This window comes from Planococcus maritimus, assembly GCF_001687625.2.
GTDB lineage: Bacteria > Bacillota > Bacilli > Bacillales_A > Planococcaceae > Planococcus > Planococcus maritimus.
In genome coordinates, this window is sequence record NZ_CP016538.2 from 358451 (window position 1) to 376252 (window position 17802).

General features: G+C 46.9%; 21 protein-coding genes. 16 read left to right on the forward strand and 5 right to left on the reverse strand.

The window, feature by feature from the left end:
* Positions 1-36 precede the first annotated feature (36 nt).
* The 5 genes from BBI11_RS01945 to BBI11_RS01965 all read left to right on the forward strand — a co-directional run bounded on the left by BBI11_RS01945 (position 37) and on the right by BBI11_RS01965 (position 3828).
* On the forward strand, positions 37-318 hold the full coding sequence (locus BBI11_RS01945) for a hypothetical protein (RefSeq protein ID WP_068460117.1): 282 nt from the start codon (positions 37-39) through the stop codon (positions 316-318).
* Between the two features lie 95 nt (positions 319-413).
* Entirely contained in the window at positions 414-1493 is a 1080-nt protein-coding gene (locus BBI11_RS01950; protein WP_068460119.1) for an AI-2E family transporter, read from the forward strand.
* Positions 1494-1624: 131 nt separating this feature from the next.
* Entirely contained in the window at positions 1625-2401 is a 777-nt protein-coding gene (locus BBI11_RS01955) for a transporter substrate-binding domain-containing protein (RefSeq protein WP_068460120.1), read from the forward strand.
* A 57-nt stretch (positions 2402-2458) separates the two neighbouring features.
* Entirely contained in the window at positions 2459-3103 is a 645-nt protein-coding gene (locus BBI11_RS01960; protein WP_068460122.1) for an amino acid ABC transporter permease, read from the forward strand.
* Complete coding sequence (locus BBI11_RS01965) at positions 3100-3828, forward strand: amino acid ABC transporter ATP-binding protein (RefSeq protein WP_068460125.1); 729 nt, start codon at positions 3100-3102, stop codon at positions 3826-3828. The genes BBI11_RS01960 and BBI11_RS01965 overlap by 4 nt, the downstream gene beginning before the upstream one ends.
* 952 nt (positions 3829-4780) lie before the next feature.
* Here the strand turns inward: BBI11_RS01965 and BBI11_RS01970 are convergent.
* Positions 4781-5221 carry a peptidylprolyl isomerase gene (locus tag BBI11_RS01970; RefSeq protein ID WP_058381931.1) on the reverse strand — a complete coding sequence of 147 codons (441 nt, stop codon included), beginning with the start codon at positions 5219-5221 and terminating at the stop codon, positions 4781-4783.
* Between the two features lie 75 nt (positions 5222-5296).
* Positions 5297-6088, reverse strand: coding sequence for an SDR family oxidoreductase (locus BBI11_RS01975; RefSeq protein WP_068460127.1), 792 nt, complete (start codon positions 6086-6088; stop codon positions 5297-5299).
* 155 nt (positions 6089-6243) lie between these two features.
* Here BBI11_RS01975 and BBI11_RS01980 point away from each other — a divergent pair, with 155 nt between their 5' ends.
* Positions 6244-7230 carry an NAD(P)/FAD-dependent oxidoreductase gene (locus BBI11_RS01980; RefSeq protein ID WP_068460129.1) on the forward strand — a complete coding sequence of 329 codons (987 nt, stop codon included), beginning with the start codon at positions 6244-6246 and terminating at the stop codon, positions 7228-7230.
* 56 nt (positions 7231-7286) lie between these two features.
* On the opposite strand, the gene BBI11_RS01985 is transcribed toward BBI11_RS01980, so the two are convergent.
* Complete coding sequence (locus BBI11_RS01985; RefSeq protein ID WP_068460132.1) at positions 7287-8792, reverse strand: BCCT family transporter; 1506 nt, start codon at positions 8790-8792, stop codon at positions 7287-7289.
* 301 nt (positions 8793-9093) lie between these two features.
* Between BBI11_RS01985 and BBI11_RS01990 the strand changes: the two genes are divergently transcribed.
* From BBI11_RS01990 to BBI11_RS02030, 10 genes are all read left to right on the forward strand, one after another.
* Positions 9094-9900, forward strand: coding sequence for a LysM peptidoglycan-binding domain-containing protein (locus BBI11_RS01990; protein WP_068460134.1), 807 nt, complete (start codon positions 9094-9096; stop codon positions 9898-9900).
* A 212-nt stretch (positions 9901-10112) separates the two neighbouring features.
* Positions 10113-10868: a gluconate 2-dehydrogenase subunit 3 family protein gene (locus tag BBI11_RS01995; RefSeq protein ID WP_068460136.1), complete on the forward strand. Its 756-nt coding sequence runs from the start codon at positions 10113-10115 to the stop codon at positions 10866-10868.
* A gap of 20 nt (positions 10869-10888) precedes the next feature.
* Positions 10889-12601 carry a GMC family oxidoreductase gene (locus tag BBI11_RS02000; RefSeq protein WP_068460138.1) on the forward strand — a complete coding sequence of 571 codons (1713 nt, stop codon included), beginning with the start codon at positions 10889-10891 and terminating at the stop codon, positions 12599-12601.
* A 19-nt stretch (positions 12602-12620) separates the two neighbouring features.
* Positions 12621-12848, forward strand: a complete 228-nt coding sequence (gene tatA / locus BBI11_RS02005) for a twin-arginine translocase TatA/TatE family subunit (protein ID WP_068460140.1) — start codon at positions 12621-12623, stop codon at positions 12846-12848.
* A 10-nt stretch (positions 12849-12858) separates the two neighbouring features.
* Complete coding sequence (gene tatC, locus BBI11_RS02010) at positions 12859-13749, forward strand: twin-arginine translocase subunit TatC (RefSeq protein ID WP_068460143.1); 891 nt, start codon at positions 12859-12861, stop codon at positions 13747-13749.
* Positions 13750-13837: 88 nt separating this feature from the next.
* A complete protein-coding gene (locus BBI11_RS02015) occupies positions 13838-14305 on the forward strand; it encodes a GNAT family N-acetyltransferase (RefSeq protein ID WP_068460144.1) in 468 nt (155 codons plus the stop codon).
* A gap of 154 nt (positions 14306-14459) precedes the next feature.
* Positions 14460-14966 (forward strand): GrpB family protein, encoded by a 507-nt coding sequence (locus BBI11_RS02020; protein WP_068460146.1) that lies wholly within the window; start codon positions 14460-14462, stop codon positions 14964-14966.
* Positions 14966-15385 carry an NUDIX hydrolase gene (locus tag BBI11_RS02025; protein ID WP_156889022.1) on the forward strand — a complete coding sequence of 140 codons (420 nt, stop codon included), beginning with the start codon at positions 14966-14968 and terminating at the stop codon, positions 15383-15385. Before BBI11_RS02020 ends, BBI11_RS02025 begins: the two co-directional genes overlap by 1 nt.
* Before the next feature lie 63 nt (positions 15386-15448).
* Positions 15449-15625 carry a hypothetical protein gene (locus BBI11_RS16420; protein WP_167358134.1) on the forward strand — a complete coding sequence of 59 codons (177 nt, stop codon included), beginning with the start codon at positions 15449-15451 and terminating at the stop codon, positions 15623-15625.
* A gap of 96 nt (positions 15626-15721) precedes the next feature.
* Positions 15722-16672 (forward strand): magnesium transporter CorA family protein, encoded by a 951-nt coding sequence (locus tag BBI11_RS02030; RefSeq protein ID WP_068460148.1) that lies wholly within the window; start codon positions 15722-15724, stop codon positions 16670-16672.
* Positions 16673-16989: 317 nt separating this feature from the next.
* Here BBI11_RS02030 and BBI11_RS02035 read toward each other — a convergent pair whose 3' ends face one another.
* Positions 16990-17301 (reverse strand): hypothetical protein, encoded by a 312-nt coding sequence (locus tag BBI11_RS02035; protein ID WP_068460150.1) that lies wholly within the window; start codon positions 17299-17301, stop codon positions 16990-16992.
* 107 nt (positions 17302-17408) lie between these two features.
* Positions 17409-17744, reverse strand: a complete 336-nt coding sequence (locus tag BBI11_RS02040) for a winged helix-turn-helix transcriptional regulator (RefSeq protein ID WP_068460153.1) — start codon at positions 17742-17744, stop codon at positions 17409-17411.
* Between the last annotated feature and the right edge of the window lie 58 nt (positions 17745-17802).

Below are 17802 nucleotides of genomic sequence, written 5' to 3' on the forward strand. Positions count from 1 at the left end.
AGCAATAGAAAGACGCATTATTTTGGAGGGATTCTGATGAAAAAATCAACGATGAATACAGTAGTAGGCAGTGCGCTTGCAGCGGCTGCAGGAGTTTTCGTCTATAAAGCCTATCAAGAAAAAAATACAGTCCAGGTACAAGAAGACATCGATATGCACAATAGCAAGGAAATCGATGAACGCGAAAGTGTCTACGCTATCGAAGATTCAAGTGAACAAGGACTCTCGCAATTGGATTCAGCTTACCGCGAAGAGTGGCAAGCGAACGGATTTCCGCAAACCCAGAAGGAATTACGCGAACTCGAAGAAGACAAATAAATTACTGAACGAGCGAAGGCAGAAAATCATCTGCTTTCGCTTTTTCTTCGTGTATGATTTGAGTGTGGAACTAAATTTGAAAGGAGTGTCAGTACATGTGGATCCGAAAGCCATTTTTTGAATACACCGCCGGCATCTTATTGCTTGCCCTTACTTTATACGTACTTAGCAAATTGGATTATATTTGGGAACCGATCCGCATCGTTATTGCGACGCTATTTGCGCCAATCGTCATCGCCGGTATTTTATACTACCTGCTCCGTCCTTTGGTACGGGTGCTTGCCCGCCACATGCCGAAGATCGCAGGAATCGGAATTGTTTTTGCGGTCATTGCTCTGGCCTTGGGAAGTCTTGTCTATTTTTTCGGGCCGACCTTGATTGAACAAGGCAAAAGCTTGGTGGATTTGGCGCCTGAGAAAGTGGAGGAAGTCAGTTCGGAGTCGAACAATTTATTGGAAGGATTTGAGTTTGGGGGTATTTCCGGGCAGGAGATCAGCGACCGAATTTATAGTTATATCCAAAGCCTTTCGAGTAATTTGTTTGAGAACGTCATTGGTCTCCTCAGTATGTTGGTCAGCGCAGCCATTGTTTTGGTTGTAGTGCCATTTATTTTGTTCTTCCTATTGAAAGATGATGATAAATTCATCCCTTATTCAGTGAAACGGCTTCCGGAGGATCATAAGCCGGAAGGGAAGAAATTGCTGAAAGATTTGGATGAAACTTTATCCACCTTCGTAGTAGGGCAGGCCATCGTCGCGGCGGTAATCGGCGTCTTGATGTATATCGGTTATTTGATCATCGGGCTTGAATACGCGTTTACCTTGGCTGTGTTCGCAATGTTTTTAGTAGTCGTCCCGTTTCTCGGGCCGATTATCGGGATTATCCCGGCGATATTAGTGGCGCTGTTGAACGAAGGCTTGTTTATGGCATTTAAAGTCGTGCTGGTGCTATTGGTCGTTCAGCAGCTCGAAGGAAATCTCGTCACGCCGAATGTTATGGGCAATCGTCTCCACGTACATCCCTTGACGATTATTTTGTTATTGATGGTGGCAGGTTCCTTATACGGATTTATCGGAATCTTGATTGCGATTCCGACCTATGCAGTCTTGAAGACGCTCACGCATAATTTTCGCTTGTTTTACCGGCTCCATAAAAAACGCGCCATCAGCCATTAAGGCTAGTCATTAAGGCGCAAGTACACATCCTCCTTCCTAGTAAACTTCATTCGAAAGGTTCTGAATTTGAGAATAATGTGATATATTAGTCAATAGAATGACCAATACAGAACAGAGGGGGATGTGTATTAATGAAGAAATGGACTTTATTAGCATTATTGCTGGCAGTTCTCATGGTACTTGCCGCGTGCGGCGATTCGGAAGAAGAAGCTGGTGGTGGCGAATCCGGTGAAGGGGAATCCTACCGCGTTGGCATCGACACGACTTATCCACCATTTGAATTTGAAGATGCGGGAGAATACACAGGAATCGATATTGATTTGATCAATGCGATTGCTGAAAACCAAGGCTTTGAAATTGAATTCAACCCAATGGATTTCGGAGGCATCATTCCAGCGCTGCAAGCTGATCAATTGGATGTAGCGATTGCGGGCATGAGTATTACTGATGAACGCAAAGAAATTGTGGATTTCTCGGATCCGTATTTCGATGCCGGTCTTTCCCTGGTTGTAGCGGAAGACAATAGCGACATTACTTCACTCGAAGACTTAGAAGGCAAGACGGTTGCTGTCAAGAGTGGAACCACTGGCGCTCAATTTGCGCGTGACAACGAAGCTGAATACGGTTATGAAATTTCCCAGTTCGAAGACAGCCCATCGATGTTCCAGGAAGTATCAAACGGCAATGCCGATGTGCTTCTTGAAGATTACCCAGTCATCGCTTATGCCATCGCAGAAAGCGAACTCGCTTTGAAAACGGTCGGCGAACGCTTGACAGGCGACCAATACGGCATCGCTGTGCTAAAAGGCGAAAATGCGGAACTGCTTGAGAAAATCAATGCAGGCTTGCAGGAGTTGCGCGATAGCGGCGAATATGACGAAATCTTAAACAAATACATCGCAGAATAACATTATGTAGCGCGCATTCGCGCGCTGCATTTTTTTATGCAAGGGGGGGAACTGAGGGTGCAGACAATCATCAATGCTTTTCCGTATTTAATGGAAGGCCTGCAAGTCACACTATACATTTTCAGCATTGCCATCGTCTTGGGCTTCTTGATCGGCCTAGTGGTCGCTTTGCTGCGCTTGGCACCGTTCAAAATCTTGAACTGGATCGCCAAAATCTTTGTGGATGCAATCCGCGGGACGCCGTTTATCGTCCAACTGTTCTTCATCTACTTCGGTTTGAACTCACTTGGGTTCTTTTCGCTCGATAACACGACCGCGGGAATTGTGACCGTCGCGATCAATGCCGGTGCGTACTTCTCGGAAATTATCCGGGCAGGCATTCAGTCGATCGACAAAGGGCAAACAGAAGCGGCCCGTTCGCTTGGGTTAGGCTCGACGCAGACGATGCGCCATATCATTTTGCCTCAGGCGTTCCGCCGCATGCTCCCAACTATTACTAACCAGGCGATCATTTCCTTGAAGGATACTTCGCTTTTATCGGTTATCGGGGTAGCGGATTTGACGCAGGAAGGGCGCATTCAGGCAAGTGCCACATTCGATGCGTTTAATGTGTATTTGATCCTCGGCATCATTTACTTTATCGTCATTTACTTGCTCTCGATGCTCGCGAGCTTTGTGGAAAGGAAGTTTGTATTGCGATGAGTATGATCAGAGTCGAAAACCTCAAAAAATCATTCGGAGATTTGGAAGTTATCAAAGATATGAGTACCGTTGTCGAAGAGAAAGAGGTCATTTGCGTCATCGGCCCTTCCGGTTCCGGCAAAAGTACGTTTCTTCGTTGCTTAAACCGTTTGGAAGACATCAGTGGAGGCCATGTTTATATTGAAGGGACAGACATCACCAACCCGAAAGTGGACATTAATAAAGTGCGCCAAGACGTGGGTATGGTGTTCCAGCAATTTAACTTGTTCCCGCACAAAACGGTTCTTCAGAACGTGACGTTAGCACCGATCAAATTGAAAAAAGGCGATCAGAAAGCAGCCGAGAAGAAAGCTTATGAGTTGCTGGAGAAAGTCGGATTGGGCGAAAAAGCGAAAGCTTATCCCGGCGAGTTGTCCGGTGGCCAGAAACAGCGTGTGGCGATTGCGCGGGCGCTCGCGATGGATCCGAAAATCATGTTATTCGATGAGCCGACTTCGGCGCTTGACCCGGAAATGGTCGGGGATGTGCTGGATGTCATGAAGCAATTGGCGAGAGAAGGGATGACCATGGTCGTTGTGACTCACGAAATGGGCTTTGCGGCAGAGATGGGCGATCGCGTGCTGTTCATCGACGGCGGCTATATTGTGGAAGAGAATGTGCCGAAGGAATTGTTCGGCAATCCGCAGCACGAACGGACGAAAGCGTTCTTGAGTAAAGTGTTGTAACGATAGATGGGAGAGCGTGCCTTTTGGGCGCGCTTTTTTAATTTGTTCGAAGTTGGGATTAGATAGCGAGGGTTTTTGAACGGAATTATTCTTGAGCGTTGGATTGAGCTTCATTTGGGCAGTCGCCGCCGTGCTTTGGGATGGCCTTTTGCCATAAGCCAGGAAGAACACCTGTCTTATGGCATCGGCTCACCCTTGGCGCTTGGCGGCTTGGAGATTTCGTTGTACAGGGTTGTTTAAACCGATCTGCTTTTATATAAAGTTGCCGGCTAGTGGGGTAATCGCTTCCCAGGTGATGGTTGAAATAAGATAGCGAGGGTTTGCTTGCGGAAGAGTTTTGGCGTTTTGGTTGAGCTTCGGTGTGTTAGTCGCCGCCGTGCTTTGGGATGGCCTTTTGCCATAAGCCAGGAAGAACACCTGTCTTATGGCGTCGGCTCACCCTTGGCGCTTGCGGCTTGGAGATTTCGTTGTACAGGGTTGTTTAAACCGATCTGCTTTTATATAAAGTTGCCGGCTAGTGGGGAAATCGCTTCCCGGGATGCGGCATCTGACTAGTAAATATTTGAACCGAATATCTTGTTGGAGAAAGAGGACTGAAAATCGCATTCTCTTTGATCCAAATGATACGAGTTACAAAATATGATGCATTTAGACATTTTTCATCAAGCAGATAGAAGAAGTTTGTTTCCCTTCTAAAACTAGAGACGGAGTGGAGGGGGGGCTGACGCCTGTGGGACCGCGCGGGCTGGCGAGACAAACGTGGCGCGTTCTTTGCGGCACGTTGGCTCAACACCCGCCCCACGGCAAGCAGCCCCCCTGAAACGAAGTCGAAAAGCGGAAGATTTTTTAATCTTTAATCTTTAATCTTTAATCTTTAATCTCTAATTATCGAACCCCTTAAATCCCACCAAAACAAAAAAACGTGCCGCAGGGGCACGTTTTTTACAAGGGATTATTCAGCGTCAAAGACGTGAACTTTCTCCATTTTGTCGCCGTTTTTCATAGCTTTTGCAGTTTCAAGGCCTTTTGTTACTTGGCCAAAAACTGTGTGGACGCCATCAAGATGCGGCTGTGAATCGTGAACGATAAAGAACTGGCTTGATCCAGTGTCTTTGCCGGCGTGAGCCATAGAAAGGCTGCCTGGCTGATGTTTATGCGGGTTGCCTTCAGTTTCGCATTTGATCGTTTTGCCGCTGCCGCCCATGCCAGTTCCGGTTGGGTCGCCGCCTTGGGAAACGAAACCTGGAATGACGCGGTGGAAAACAACGCCGTTATAGAATCCAGAGTTTGCAAGCTCCTCGAAGTTTGCAACTGTGTTTGGTGCTTCATTTGGGAAAAGGTCGAATTCGATTACTTCGCCGTTTTCCATGTGCATGTGGCCTTTTTTCGCCATATCTAACATCTCCTTTTCATTTGGTTCATTCTTTAGTATATCGGCTTTTGGTGCCACTGCCTACTGAAAAGGGGCTTATAGCGCCTTCAGGAATCCACCATCGACAACGATTGATTGTCCAGTGACATAGGAATTGGCAGCGGAAGCCAAAAAGACGACGGTACGGGCGAATTCAGCGGGCTCGCCTAGACGGCCGCTAGGAATCTGCGCTTCGGTATGTTTCAAAACTTCTTCTGGAGAAAGGCCTTGTTTATCCGCGGTTGCTTGAGTCAATTCGGCAACACGATCGGTTGAGATTTTGCCGGGGCCAACGGTGTTGACCAAAATATTATCTCCTGCCACTTCCCGAGAAAGTGTTTTTGCAAAGCCGACCATGCCGGCACGCATCGTATTTGATAAGATCAAGCCGTCAATCACTTCCTTTGTGGAAGAAGAGGAGATGTTGATGATGCGGCCGAATTGTTGCGCTTTCATATAAGGAAGCACTTCGCGGCATGTGCGGATATAACTCAATAAGTTTTGATCGAATGCGGCATACCAGTCGGCATCGCTCATATCGCCGAATCCGCCCGCTTTTGGGCCGCCGGTGTTGTTGACGAGCACATCGATGCGCCCAAATTGTTCGTCAACTTTGTGGAATAATTGCTGGATATCGTCAGCTTGTGACATATCGCATGTAAATGCATAGACATGTTCATTGCCGCTTTCTGTGCGAATTTCTTCGGCAGCTGTATTGACCGATTCTTGGCGTCGGCTTGAGAGGACGACGATTGCCCCTTCTTTGGCAAACTCTAAAGCGCATGCTTTGCCGAGTCCTTTACTGGAAGCCATGACGACTACTACTTTTTCTTTTAATCCAAGATCCACATTTATCATCCTTTCCATTTGGTTCCTTGTTTCAGTTTACGATAGAATAAAAGGGATGGAAATGCTGGTTTCGGATTTCCGCCATAAGTCCAATGGCGGAGACCCTATATAGATGTGGTAGGATGGATATATTGATTAGATTAGGAGTGTTGGAAATGGAAGAACGTGAAATCTTCGATATTACAATCATCGGCGGCGGCCCGACCGGCTTGTTCGCTTCGTTTTATGGCGGCATGCGCAAAATGAAAGTGAAAGTATTGGATAGCCTTCCGCAGCTCGGCGGCCAATTGATGGAATTGTACCCGGACAAATTCATTTATGACATTGGCGGTTTCCCGAAAGTGTTGGCGAAAGATTTGGTGGACAACCTTGTCGAGCAAGCAAAATACGGCGACCCTGAAATTTGCTTGGAAGAAACGGTCGCGTCAGTCGAACGCGAAGACGAACATTTTGCCATTACAACAGATAAAGGGACGCATTACTCGAAAGCGATCCTGTTGACGGCTGGCGTCGGGGCTTTCCACCCGCGTAAATTGGCAGTAGATGGTGCTGAACAATTTGAAGGCAAAACTTTGCATTACGGTGTAAGAGACTTAACCTTGTTTAGCGATAAAAAAGTTGTAGTTCTCGGCGGAGGCGACTCTGCGGTTGACTGGGCGATGATGCTTGAGAATGTGGCGTCGCAAGTAACTTTGAGCCATCGCCGCGAGAAAATGACGGCACACGAAGCGAATATCGATACGATGATGCAGTCGACCGTGGAAGTCAAGAAGCCTTTCAACGTCAAGGAACTGGTTGGCGAGAACGGTGAAATCCGTGAGCTTGTGCTGGAAGACAAAGAAGGAAACGAAGAACGCCTTGAAGTCGACCATGTTGTCGTCAACTACGGCAACATCACATCCCTTGGACCGATCAAAGAGTGGGGCCTTGAGATGGAGAAGAACTCGGTTATCGTCAATTCCAAAATGGAAACGAATATCCCGGGTATCTATGCAGCAGGTGACATTGCCACCTACGAAGGGAAAGTGAAATTGATCGCGGTCGGCTTCGGTGAAGCACCAACCGCCATCAACAATGCAAAATCTTACTTGGATCCGAAATCCAGAGTACAGCCTTTGCATAGCACAAGCGTATTCAAATAAAAAAGAGAAATGCCCAGCAAGCGATGTAGCTTGCCGGGCATTTTTTTGTTGTTGCGTCACATTGGATTTTTTTTGCGCTTTACAGCTACCGGGTCTTGGCTAGCCGCTTTCAAGAACGCGGCTCCCATCAGCAAAACCACAACCGAGAACGGCAAGGCGGCAATAATCAATGAGTTTTGCAAACCTTGTGTACCGCCGCTGTAGACGACGATGGCCGCAACGGCTGACTGGATCAAGCCCCAAGTGATTTTTACCAAGTTTGGGGGATTCAATAAGCCGCCGGTTGTCTGCATGCCGAGCACGAATGTTGCGGAGTCGGCAGAAGTGATGAAGAAGATCGCGACGACGAATAATGTCAGGATAGACATTACGGTGCCAAGCGGATAATGCTGCAGCACGCCGAATGTGGCTGTTTCCAAACTATAATCGGAAATCGTATCGATGCCTTTTTGCTGGAGGTCCAAAGCCGAAACCCCAAACACGGCAAAGAAAATAAAGCAGACGAGAGACGGGACAACGAGAACACCGAGCATGAATTCCCGAACAGTGCGCCCTCGTGAAATACGGGCAATGAAAATACCGACAAATGGCGCCCAAGATATCCACCAAGCCCAGTAAAAGACAGTCCAGCCATCTACCCAGGCGCGGCGGTCGCTGTTCAATGGCTCTAAATTGAAACTCATTGATAGGAAGTTGGAAAAATAGCCGCCGAGTGAATCGGCAAACATGTTCATAATGTATAGCGTCGGGCCGACAACAAGCAGCATGCCAAGCAGGATGAAAGCGAGCACCATATTGATATTACTTAAATACTTAATGCCTCGGCCGATTCCGGACCAAGCCGAAATGATAAATAACAAAGTAGCGACGGCAAGGATCAATAATTGAAAGGCGAACGTATTCGGTGTACCGAACAGGAAAGACAATCCTTCATTGATTTGTGCAGAGCCAAAGCCGAGTGTGGAAGCGACACCGATAACCGTTGCAAAGACGGCGAGCGTATCGATCAGCTTGCCAAGCCAGCCGCTCATGCGCTTTTGGCCAAACAGTGGAATGAGTGTCGCACTGATCAGTCCTGGTGAACCGTTATGGAATTTCGCGTAGGCAAGCGACAAAGCGACAAGACCATAAATTGCCCAAGCATGGATGCCCCAATGGAAAAACGAGAATTGCATTGCTTCCCTCACAGCTTCGTTAGAACCCAGTTCAGAACGGGGGGCACTGATAAAAGCATGGGAAATCGGCTCAGCAGTTGTCCAGAACACGAGCCCCATGCCCATTCCAGCGGAAAATAACATCGCGAACCAAGAAATAAGGCTGAATTCTGGGTCGTCGCCAGGTTTGCCGAGTTTGATGTCGGCAAACCTGGAAAAAATCAAATAAAGGCAAAAAACAAGAATAATGAAGACTGATGCCAAGTAATACCAACCAAATGTGGATGAGATCCACGAAGTAAGCGAGCCGGTCTGCGCTTGGAAGTTTTCAGGGCCGACAACTCCCCAAGTAACCATGGCTAGGCAGATGGCCAGCGAAATCCAAAAAACGATTGTGACATTTTTCAAATGAGTTCCTCCTAAACTAAAAGCTAGATTGAATGAAATGTATCGAGTGCTGTAATTATTTATTCCCCCAACAAAAGGCAGCTAATCCAATCTATCGCTATTAATAATAGAAAAAAGAGCTGTAGGGTAGAAAAACTTGATAGCAACTAAGAAGAAAGAATGTTCAGTTTTATTACAAGCTGTCATATTTAAAAGATTGACGTAATGTAATTGTTAAATTTCATCTGTCGTTCTGTCATGTTCTTGCAATGCGCACATGTTAAGCTGTGTCTTGTGTTAGTGAAAAGGAGGAATTTCAATTATGAAAAAGCAAATCGTTACACTAACGGCAATTGCGGCATTAAGTGTAGGCGCAGCGACAACAGCAAGCGCTAATTCATCGTATACAGTCCAATCGGGTGACACTCTTTGGGGTATCTCACAAGAAAAAAATGTTTCAGTACAAAACCTTAAAAACTGGAATGACTTGTCATCTGACTTGATCTTCCCGAACGACACGCTTTCTGTCGAAGGTAAAGAACAGGCATCTACGAAATCAACGAACTCATCATCAACCTATACAGTTAAAAGCGGCGACACATTGTTCAAGATCGCTTCCGCTCACGGAATTTCATTGGATCAATTGATGAGCTGGAACAACATTTCTGGCCACATGATCTACCCTGGACAAGAATTCGCAGTAAAAGGTGCAGCAGCTAAAGCAACAGCGACAGCAACTGCTCCAGCTAAACAAGAAGCACCAAAATCAACTCAAGCAGCACCAACACCTGCGAGTGCACCAGCAGCGGCTAAACCAGCAGCGGCTTCTACACAATCAGGTAAAGAAATGACAGTATCTGCAACAGCATACACAGCTTACTGTGCAGGATGCTCAGGCATCACACGTACTGGCATTGACTTGCGTTCGAACCCGAACCAAAAAGTCATCGCCGTTGATCCATCCGTCATCCCACTCGGTTCAAAAGTATGGGTTGAAGGCTACGGAACAGCTATCGCTGGCGATACTGGCGGAGCAATCAAAGGCAACAAAATCGACGTCTTCATCCCAACACAAAGCGAAGCTTTGAAATGGGGACGCAAAAACATCACAATCAAAATTCTAGACTAATATCTTTATAAGCTACAAAGCCGAGGTGACCATTCCCTCGGCCTTTTTTATGTCATCCTTTGCTCCTATGCAAAGGATTTTTTTTTGTTAAATTCGCATTTTTTTAGTGAATAGTCGGAAAACTATTGAATTCGAAGTTAAGAGGCCTATAATGTGGGGTATAGTTATTGAGTATTTATAATTTTTATACTTATTAAAAGGAGGCGCATGAGATGGCAGAGAAGAAAAATGTTTCTAGACGCGATTTCCTGAAAACGTCGGGGATTGCGGCAGGCGCTCTCGTCGGTGGAGGAATCATTGGTGGAGTAATCGGTGCAAATACACGTCAGGACACGGCATCCACAAGCGGTGGAGAGGCTGGGCACAGTGGCGGCGGTGGAACAACCGAAGCGGTACGCGGCTTGCAGTTTTTCAAAAACCAACAGGAGTTTGCCGTATTGCAGCAAGCGACCGAGCGGATTTTCCCGGAGGATGATCTAGGACCAGGCGCAATCGGTCTTGGAGTGCCATTCTTTATCGATCATCAACTTGCCGGAAGCTATGGCGAGAACTCAAAAGAATACATGCAGGCACCCTTTGAGGAAGGTGAAGCCACTCAAGGCTATCAAAGCCGTTTGAAACGCAATGAATTGTTCAGACAAGGCTTGCAAAAAATGCAGCAAGAAGCACAAAGCCGTTTTGAAGCGAATTTTGTCGACTTAGAAGGCGAGCAAATGGATGAAATCCTGACAGCTTTCCAAGATGACGAAGTGGACATGCAAGGGGCCAACGCCCAATTCTTTTTCCGCCTGCTTCGCCAGGCAACATTGAACGGCGCTTATGCCGATCCAATCTACGGAGGTAACCAAAACATGGAAGCTTGGCGCATGAAAGGATTCCCTGGACACCAGGCAGCTTACATCAATGACATCGAAAGTGAAGACTTTGCGGAAATCGAACCGCACTCAGTAGGAGATATGCTGAGCTAACATAAAAAGGGGGAGTACGTATGGCAACAACACTGGATAAAGTGGATGTAGTGACGGTTGGCGTCGGTTGGACTGGCGGCATTATCGCTGCGGAATGTGCGAAAGAAGGACTGAAAGTCATGGGGCTTGAACGCGGGAAAGAGCGGTCGACCGAAGATTATTCAATGGTCCATGATGAATACCGCTATGCAATTCGCTACGAATTGATGCAGGATTTATCAAAAGAAACGATTACATTCCGCAACTCTAGAAACCAGAAGGCCTTGCCAATGCGGCAATTGGGCTCTTTCCTTTTAGGAGAAGGCCTGGGTGGTGCAGGGACGCACTGGAATGGGCAAACTTGGCGATTCTTGCCGTATGATTTTGAAATTAAGTCCATGACGGACGCAAAATACGGTGCCAATAAATTATCTGCAGAGTATACGCTGCAGGATTGGGGCATCACGTATGATGAACTGGAGCCATACTTCGACAAATTCGAAAAAACAGCAGGCATTTCGGGTGAAGACAAAAACCCATTCTGGGGCAAGCGTTCTTCTGAGTACCCGACGCCAGCCATGAAAAAAACGCCATTGCTCTCCAAATTCGAAACAGCTACTAGCAATCTCGGCTATACACCGTTCATGATGCCTTCCGCCAACTTGTCGGAAGCTTATGAAAATCCGGATGGCCAACAAATTGGCGCTTGCCAATATTGCGGGTTCTGTGAGCGTTTCGGCTGTGAATACGGGGCGAAGACGTCACCTGAAATCACCGTTGTACCCGCTGCACGTGAAACAGGGAATTACGACATCCGCTTTAACTCAAACGTAGTGGAAGTGATGAAAGAAGGCGATCGTGTAACGGGCGTGCGCTTTATTGACACGGTAACGTTTGAAGAGTTTATCCAACCGGCGGAAGTGGTTGTACTGACAAGCTACGTCATGAATAACGCCAAGCTCCTAATGGTTTCGGAAATTGGCCAAATGTACGATCCTGAAACCGGTCAAGGGTCGCTTGGGAAAAACTATGCCTACCAGATTCTTCCGGGAGCTTCTGGCTTCTTCGAAGACCAGATGAATGTCTTTATGGGAGCTGGCGCACTCGGTATGACCATTGATGATTTCAATGGCGACGCTTTCGACCATAGCGACCTTGACTTCATTCACGGCGGCAGTATTTCCATGACGCAGACCGGGGCTCGCCCGATTGCAACCAACCCGCTGCCACCGGATACACCGGCATGGGGTGCAGAGTTCAAGAAAGCATCCATCGAGAACTACACTCGCACATTGTCCGTAGGTTCACAAGGGGCATCGATCCCGCACCGCGACAATTATTTGACGCTCGATGGCACCTACAAAGATATTTATGGAATGCCTCTATTGCAATTGACGTATAACTTTACCGACCAAGACCGGGCATTGCACAAATACATTACGGAAAGAACTTCTGAAATCATGCAGGAAATGGGAGCGAAAACGGTCGTCGGCAGATCGCCGATTTCTGATTACGACATTGTTCCTTACCAAACGACACATAATACAGGCGGTACCATTATGGGTGGCGACCCAGCTACGAGCGTCGTCAATAATTACTTGCAGCATTGGGATATGGAAAACCTGTTTGTTGTAGGCGCTGGGAATTTCGCGCACAATGGCGGCTATAACCCGACCGGTACTGTAGGGGCATTGGCCTATCGTTGTGCAGAAGGCATCATTAAATACAGCAAAGATGGCGGTTCTTTAGTTTAATTCGTGAGGAGGAAAAGATATGGGTGGAATAGCTTCGATCGGTGTACCCGGCTTAATCATTATTTTGGTCATCGTGCTGATCATTTTCGGGCCTAAAAAATTGCCGGAAATCGGCGGAGCCGTTGGCAAAACTTTCGCGGAGTTCAAGCGTTCGACGAAAGGGCTAATGGACGACGATGAGGAAGACGACAAAGATAAGAAAGACAAAAAAGAAACAACCGAAACGAATAAAACCGAAAGTTTGTGAAGGTGGTTAAATGGATCCGTACGGAGAAAACAAGCTGATTAGTCCCTTGCATAAAAAAAAGGCGAGCAAAGATCCGGCGGGACAGGAGCAGCAGAAAACCGACTCCGAAACGGAACATGAAACCGGCGAGGTGTCGAAAAAGCCGAATTCAAGCGGAGGAGGGCAAAAACCTCCTGAAGAACCCGAAGACCGGATAGAGACCTTGGTCGATCATTTGGGGGATTTGCGAAAACAATTGATCAAAAGCGCTATTGTTTTCTTGTTTTTCCTGCTGCTCGTCTTTTCCACATTGAACTTCTGGTTCCCATATGTGGTGAAAGGCAATGAGTTGGTGATTCTTGGGCCTCTTGAAGTCGTGAAATTCTATACATCGATTTCGGCCACCATGGCGCTTGGTTTGTCACTGCCGTTTTTGGTCCATTTTATCTGGCAGTTTGTTAAACCAGGGCTAGAGGAAACTGAAGCTAAATTTCTTGGCGTGTATTCGCCAGTCATGCTGCTATTGTTCTTATTCGGCGTCGCTTTCGGCTATTTTATCGTCAACCCGCTAAGCTATCAATTCCTGATTGGCCTAGGCGCTGCGAATTTTGATGTGATGATTTCGGCAAACGAATACGTCCATTTCTTGATCATGACCACGATCCCGCTCGGTTTATTGTTCGAAATGCCTATCTTGGCTTTGTTTTTATCGTCAATCGGCGTCTTGACGTCTGTTTCGATGAAAAAAGTCCGGAAATGGTCCTATCTTGGATTGGCGATTGTTTCTGCCTTGATCACGCCACCAGATTTTCTCAGCCAGCTGCTGGTATTGGTTCCGATGGCTGGGCTTTACGAAGCCAGCATCTATATCGTGAAGAAAATGGAAGCACGTAACGAACGCATGGAAGATACGACTGTCTAATGGAAAGAAAAAGGGCTGCCCAAAACGTTATGACACGATTTGGTCCAGCCCTTTTCCTGTAATGCTTACTTTAAAGGAGGAAGCGGATATGCCAATGGAGATCAGAGAAATCGAAGACTTGCGTGAAGTGGATGCGATGGGCCTTGTGGAAGAAAGTGAAGCGGAAGGATATCGTTTCTTGAGGAGACTCGTCGATCAATACGAAGACGGCAGCAATCGCTTTGGCGAGCAAGGGGAAGTGTTGTATGGCGTATTTGATCCCCATGGAAAATTAGTCGCCATCGGTGGATTGAACCGGGATCCTTACTCCACAAAAGAAGGGATTGGCAGGCTGAGACGCCTTTATATCGCGGACGCCGCAAGAAGAGAGGGACTTGGGACAAAGTTATTGCAAGCGATCATTGACTTTGCCAAAGGACAATTCAGTGAGCTGGTGGTGCGGACAGATTCCGCTTCAGCAGACGCTTTTTACCGTGCAAATGGCTTTTCGGGAGATGTCGGTTTACCGGATGTTACGCATCGGCTCGTATTGGAGCAACACGCGACAAACAAATAGGCAGAGTTTGCAGTTTTCCGATTTTGACATCATTCTGCAGTAATTGATGGGCGAAAAGTCCGTTTTCTGAATCATCTTTTCTTGTACAATGGGAGTCGAGGGGCTGCCATGTCAGAGAAGGTGATTTTTTTAATTGGACAAGGGGAGGAAGACGATGCGTAAAGTAATTGTCACGGCTTATGATGAAAGGTGGCAAGCAGCGTTTGAAGAAGCCGCTGCAGAAATCTGTGGAGTGCTCGAAGCCGGCTGCCTAGATGTGCAGCATATCGGCAGCACCGCAGTACCGGGACTTGCCGCTAAGCCAGTGATTGATGTGCTCATAGAAGTTGTGGATATAATGGCTGTCGATCGCTTTGAAGCAGAATTTCGAAAGCTTGGGTATCAAGCGAAAGGGGAGAATGGGCTGCCGGGCAGGCGCTATTTTGAACGAGGTGGCAACGAACGTACGCATCACGTCCATTGTTATGAACAAGGCAATCCGGAAATTGTTCGCCATCTCGCCTTCCGGGATTTCTTGAAGGCCAATCCGCAAACTGCTGCAGCTTATGGGGAGTTGAAGATGGAGTTAGCGAAACAATACCCGTTGAACATCGAACAATACATAAAAGGAAAACAAATGATGGTCGAGGAAATTGAGAAAAAAGCGATAGGAGCGATTTGATGGAAATGGCGAATTGGAAAGGCGCAGCTGGCGTCTGTGTAAATGAGCGTGATGAAATTTTATTGGTGCTGATGAAAGCACCGGAAGAAGACAGCAAATGGTCGGTTCCGGCAAGCGGCATAGAAGCTGGCGAAACACTCGAACAATGTTGTGAACGGGAATTTGAGGAAGTAACGGGACTGACGGTCAAAGCAGGCGAACTCTTGAAAACACGGGATGGCAATTACGAAGATGCTGCCGTGTCCTTTGATTTGCATTATTTCCAGGTCGCTGTAGCAGGCGGTGAATTGGTGATTCCAAAAGGTGATTTTTTGATTGAGGACATTGCTTGGAAATCGGTGGAAGACATCGAAAAATTGGAACTGGCTTATCCGGATGATTTGGAGCTTTTCAAAAAACTTGTGGGCGCACGGCCTTAGCAGGATTCAAAAACTGGGCCTGGGGTAAAGTAGAGAAAACGAAGCTTTCGGGAGGGCGATGGCATGGACAAAGAACGAAAAGGGCAAGAAGGCGAGAAACTGCTGCCAGATATGGAAACGGTCCGTCATCAGCCGCGAGAGAAAGACGTGGATCCGATGCCAGACAGGGAGTTGGAATACGAAGAAAATTCCAATGAAAAGTACCGTGACCGGACCCCTGACAACCATAACGATGACTAGTACCAACGGCCGCTTGCAATAGAGCGGCATTTTTTGCGTGGTCGGTGAATGGAATATCGTTTGAAGGCGATTCGTCAGAAAGATAGGGGGAGGCATATGACGAGACATCAATTTAAAGATGCAGTGTGGCAAGAAGAAAACGTGCTGGAGGCAGCGGATTTCCGCCAATTGCTCACAGAAAATCCGCGGCTGCAGCAATGGATCGATCAATCGAATAAATTGACCGTCAATCTACTGCATGCCGACACTTCTCAGCTCGGCAAGGAAATCTTATGGGGTTCATTGATTTACAAGCAAAGCCGCCTGGCCCGGGATGCCCAGGACGTCTTTCATTTTTATGTATCGGCAGAGCTATTGGTGACCAGCACGCTTGATTTCGAAGAAGACTCAGACATGCCAAGGCATTTGATGATCCAACAGATGGACACTGCAGAATCGCCAATCGAAGTGATGATGATTTTACTTGGAGGCATGGTGGGTTCGGTGTTGCATAAAATTGACCGTTTTGAGGAGCGGCTCCATCACTTGCTATGGAATATCAAAGAACATAACAACCGCAAAACCTTGGAAAGCATCGAAGAAGTGCGCCATGAAATCTTATTATGGAAGCATTTGATCATGGGATTTCGTGAAATTATCATGGCAGTAGAGGAAACTTTTGGTGAAAACGTCTGGGATCGAAGAGAATACAAGCGGACATCCAAACGAATCGATCGCTGTGTCATGCTTGTTGAATCCTACGAAGACGAAATTAACAATATGGTCGATATGGAAAATGTCGTCGCTAATTACCGGGGCAATGAAATCGTCAAAACACTCACCGTTTTGACCACTTTGTTTACACCGGTCATGGCGTGGGGCGCTTTATGGGGGATGAATTTCCAGGCCATGCCAGAGCTCGATTGGAGTTTTGGCTATGTGGCAGCTATATTGGTTATTGTCGCCTCTACGTTCTTATTGTATTTGTATTTCAAGCAAAAAGGATGGACAGGCGATATTCTCCGGTCTGCCGTTAGCAAGGATAAACGAAAACAAAGGCAGGACTGATGCCAGTCCTGCCTTTGTCAGGTTGTCGAGAAAAGTGAAAAGTCGTATTTTCCGAAGCTTATCGCTCGCTTTCCGTGGGGCGGGTATCGAGCCTCCTCGTTACTTCGTTCCTGTGGGGTCTCTCAAACCCGCTAGGTCCCACAGGAAAGATAAGGTCGACCTACGGGAGACATTATCTTTGCGAAAGTAATGCGCAGCATTATTGAGCAGAAGGTTTTACGAGCGAACGCTTCTACAAATACTTAGAGAGTTCGTTGATTTTTCATTGTGGAATAGTCTCACGCTCTTTTCATTAATAGAGGATAATAGATTTTTTCTCATTTAGGTTTATCTTTTTTCAATTCTTCTAGCAGTTCGGTGTAGCGATGCAAGTCGCGGTCATCGTATTTGCCGATATAATTGATTAACATCTCCTCCACGTCCCGCCGTTGCCGTTCGGCTGCGATGAGTTTTTCTTTCATCGACTGCTGTTTCCACAGGATGGTATCTTCCACGTCTTCCATTTTATTGAGCATATCGATTTCTGCGAGCAGTACCAATGCGGCATTCTTTTTTTCTTCATACTTCTTCAATGCCTTGTCAATTTTCCGTGTATCGTTCTCGTAGGTCATATTGGAATAGATCGACATATGCAAGCTCCTCCTCTGCCGTTTGTGCTTTTAGATTAACAGATATTAGAATATTCTGTCTATAAAATGTGGCAAAAAAGATGGCGCAAGCCTTTCTTCGCAATGGTTCACGAAGTGCTTTCCGCCGTCTCTGCAGGTTCTATCCAATTTTGGGACCAGCGCTCGATTTCCTTCATGACCGGCTGCAGCGAGGCGCCTTTTTCAGTCAGGGAATATTCGATCCGGACGGGAGTCTCGGGATAGACGGTACGTTCGACCAACCCGTCTCCTTCTAGGTTTTTCAGCCGTTCAGAAAGGAGGCGGCCACTGATTCCGATTTCTTCAGTTAATTGGCCGAAGCGCTTGGGATCATCCATCAATTGGTGGATGATTAACCCTGTCCAGCGTTGTCCTAATAAGGAGATAGCTGCTTCAAACCGTGGGCAAATTTCCGAGCTTTTCATGTTCACCGCTCCTTTTTCTTCATAATAGCATATCTGCATGGGAATGAAAAAACAGTTG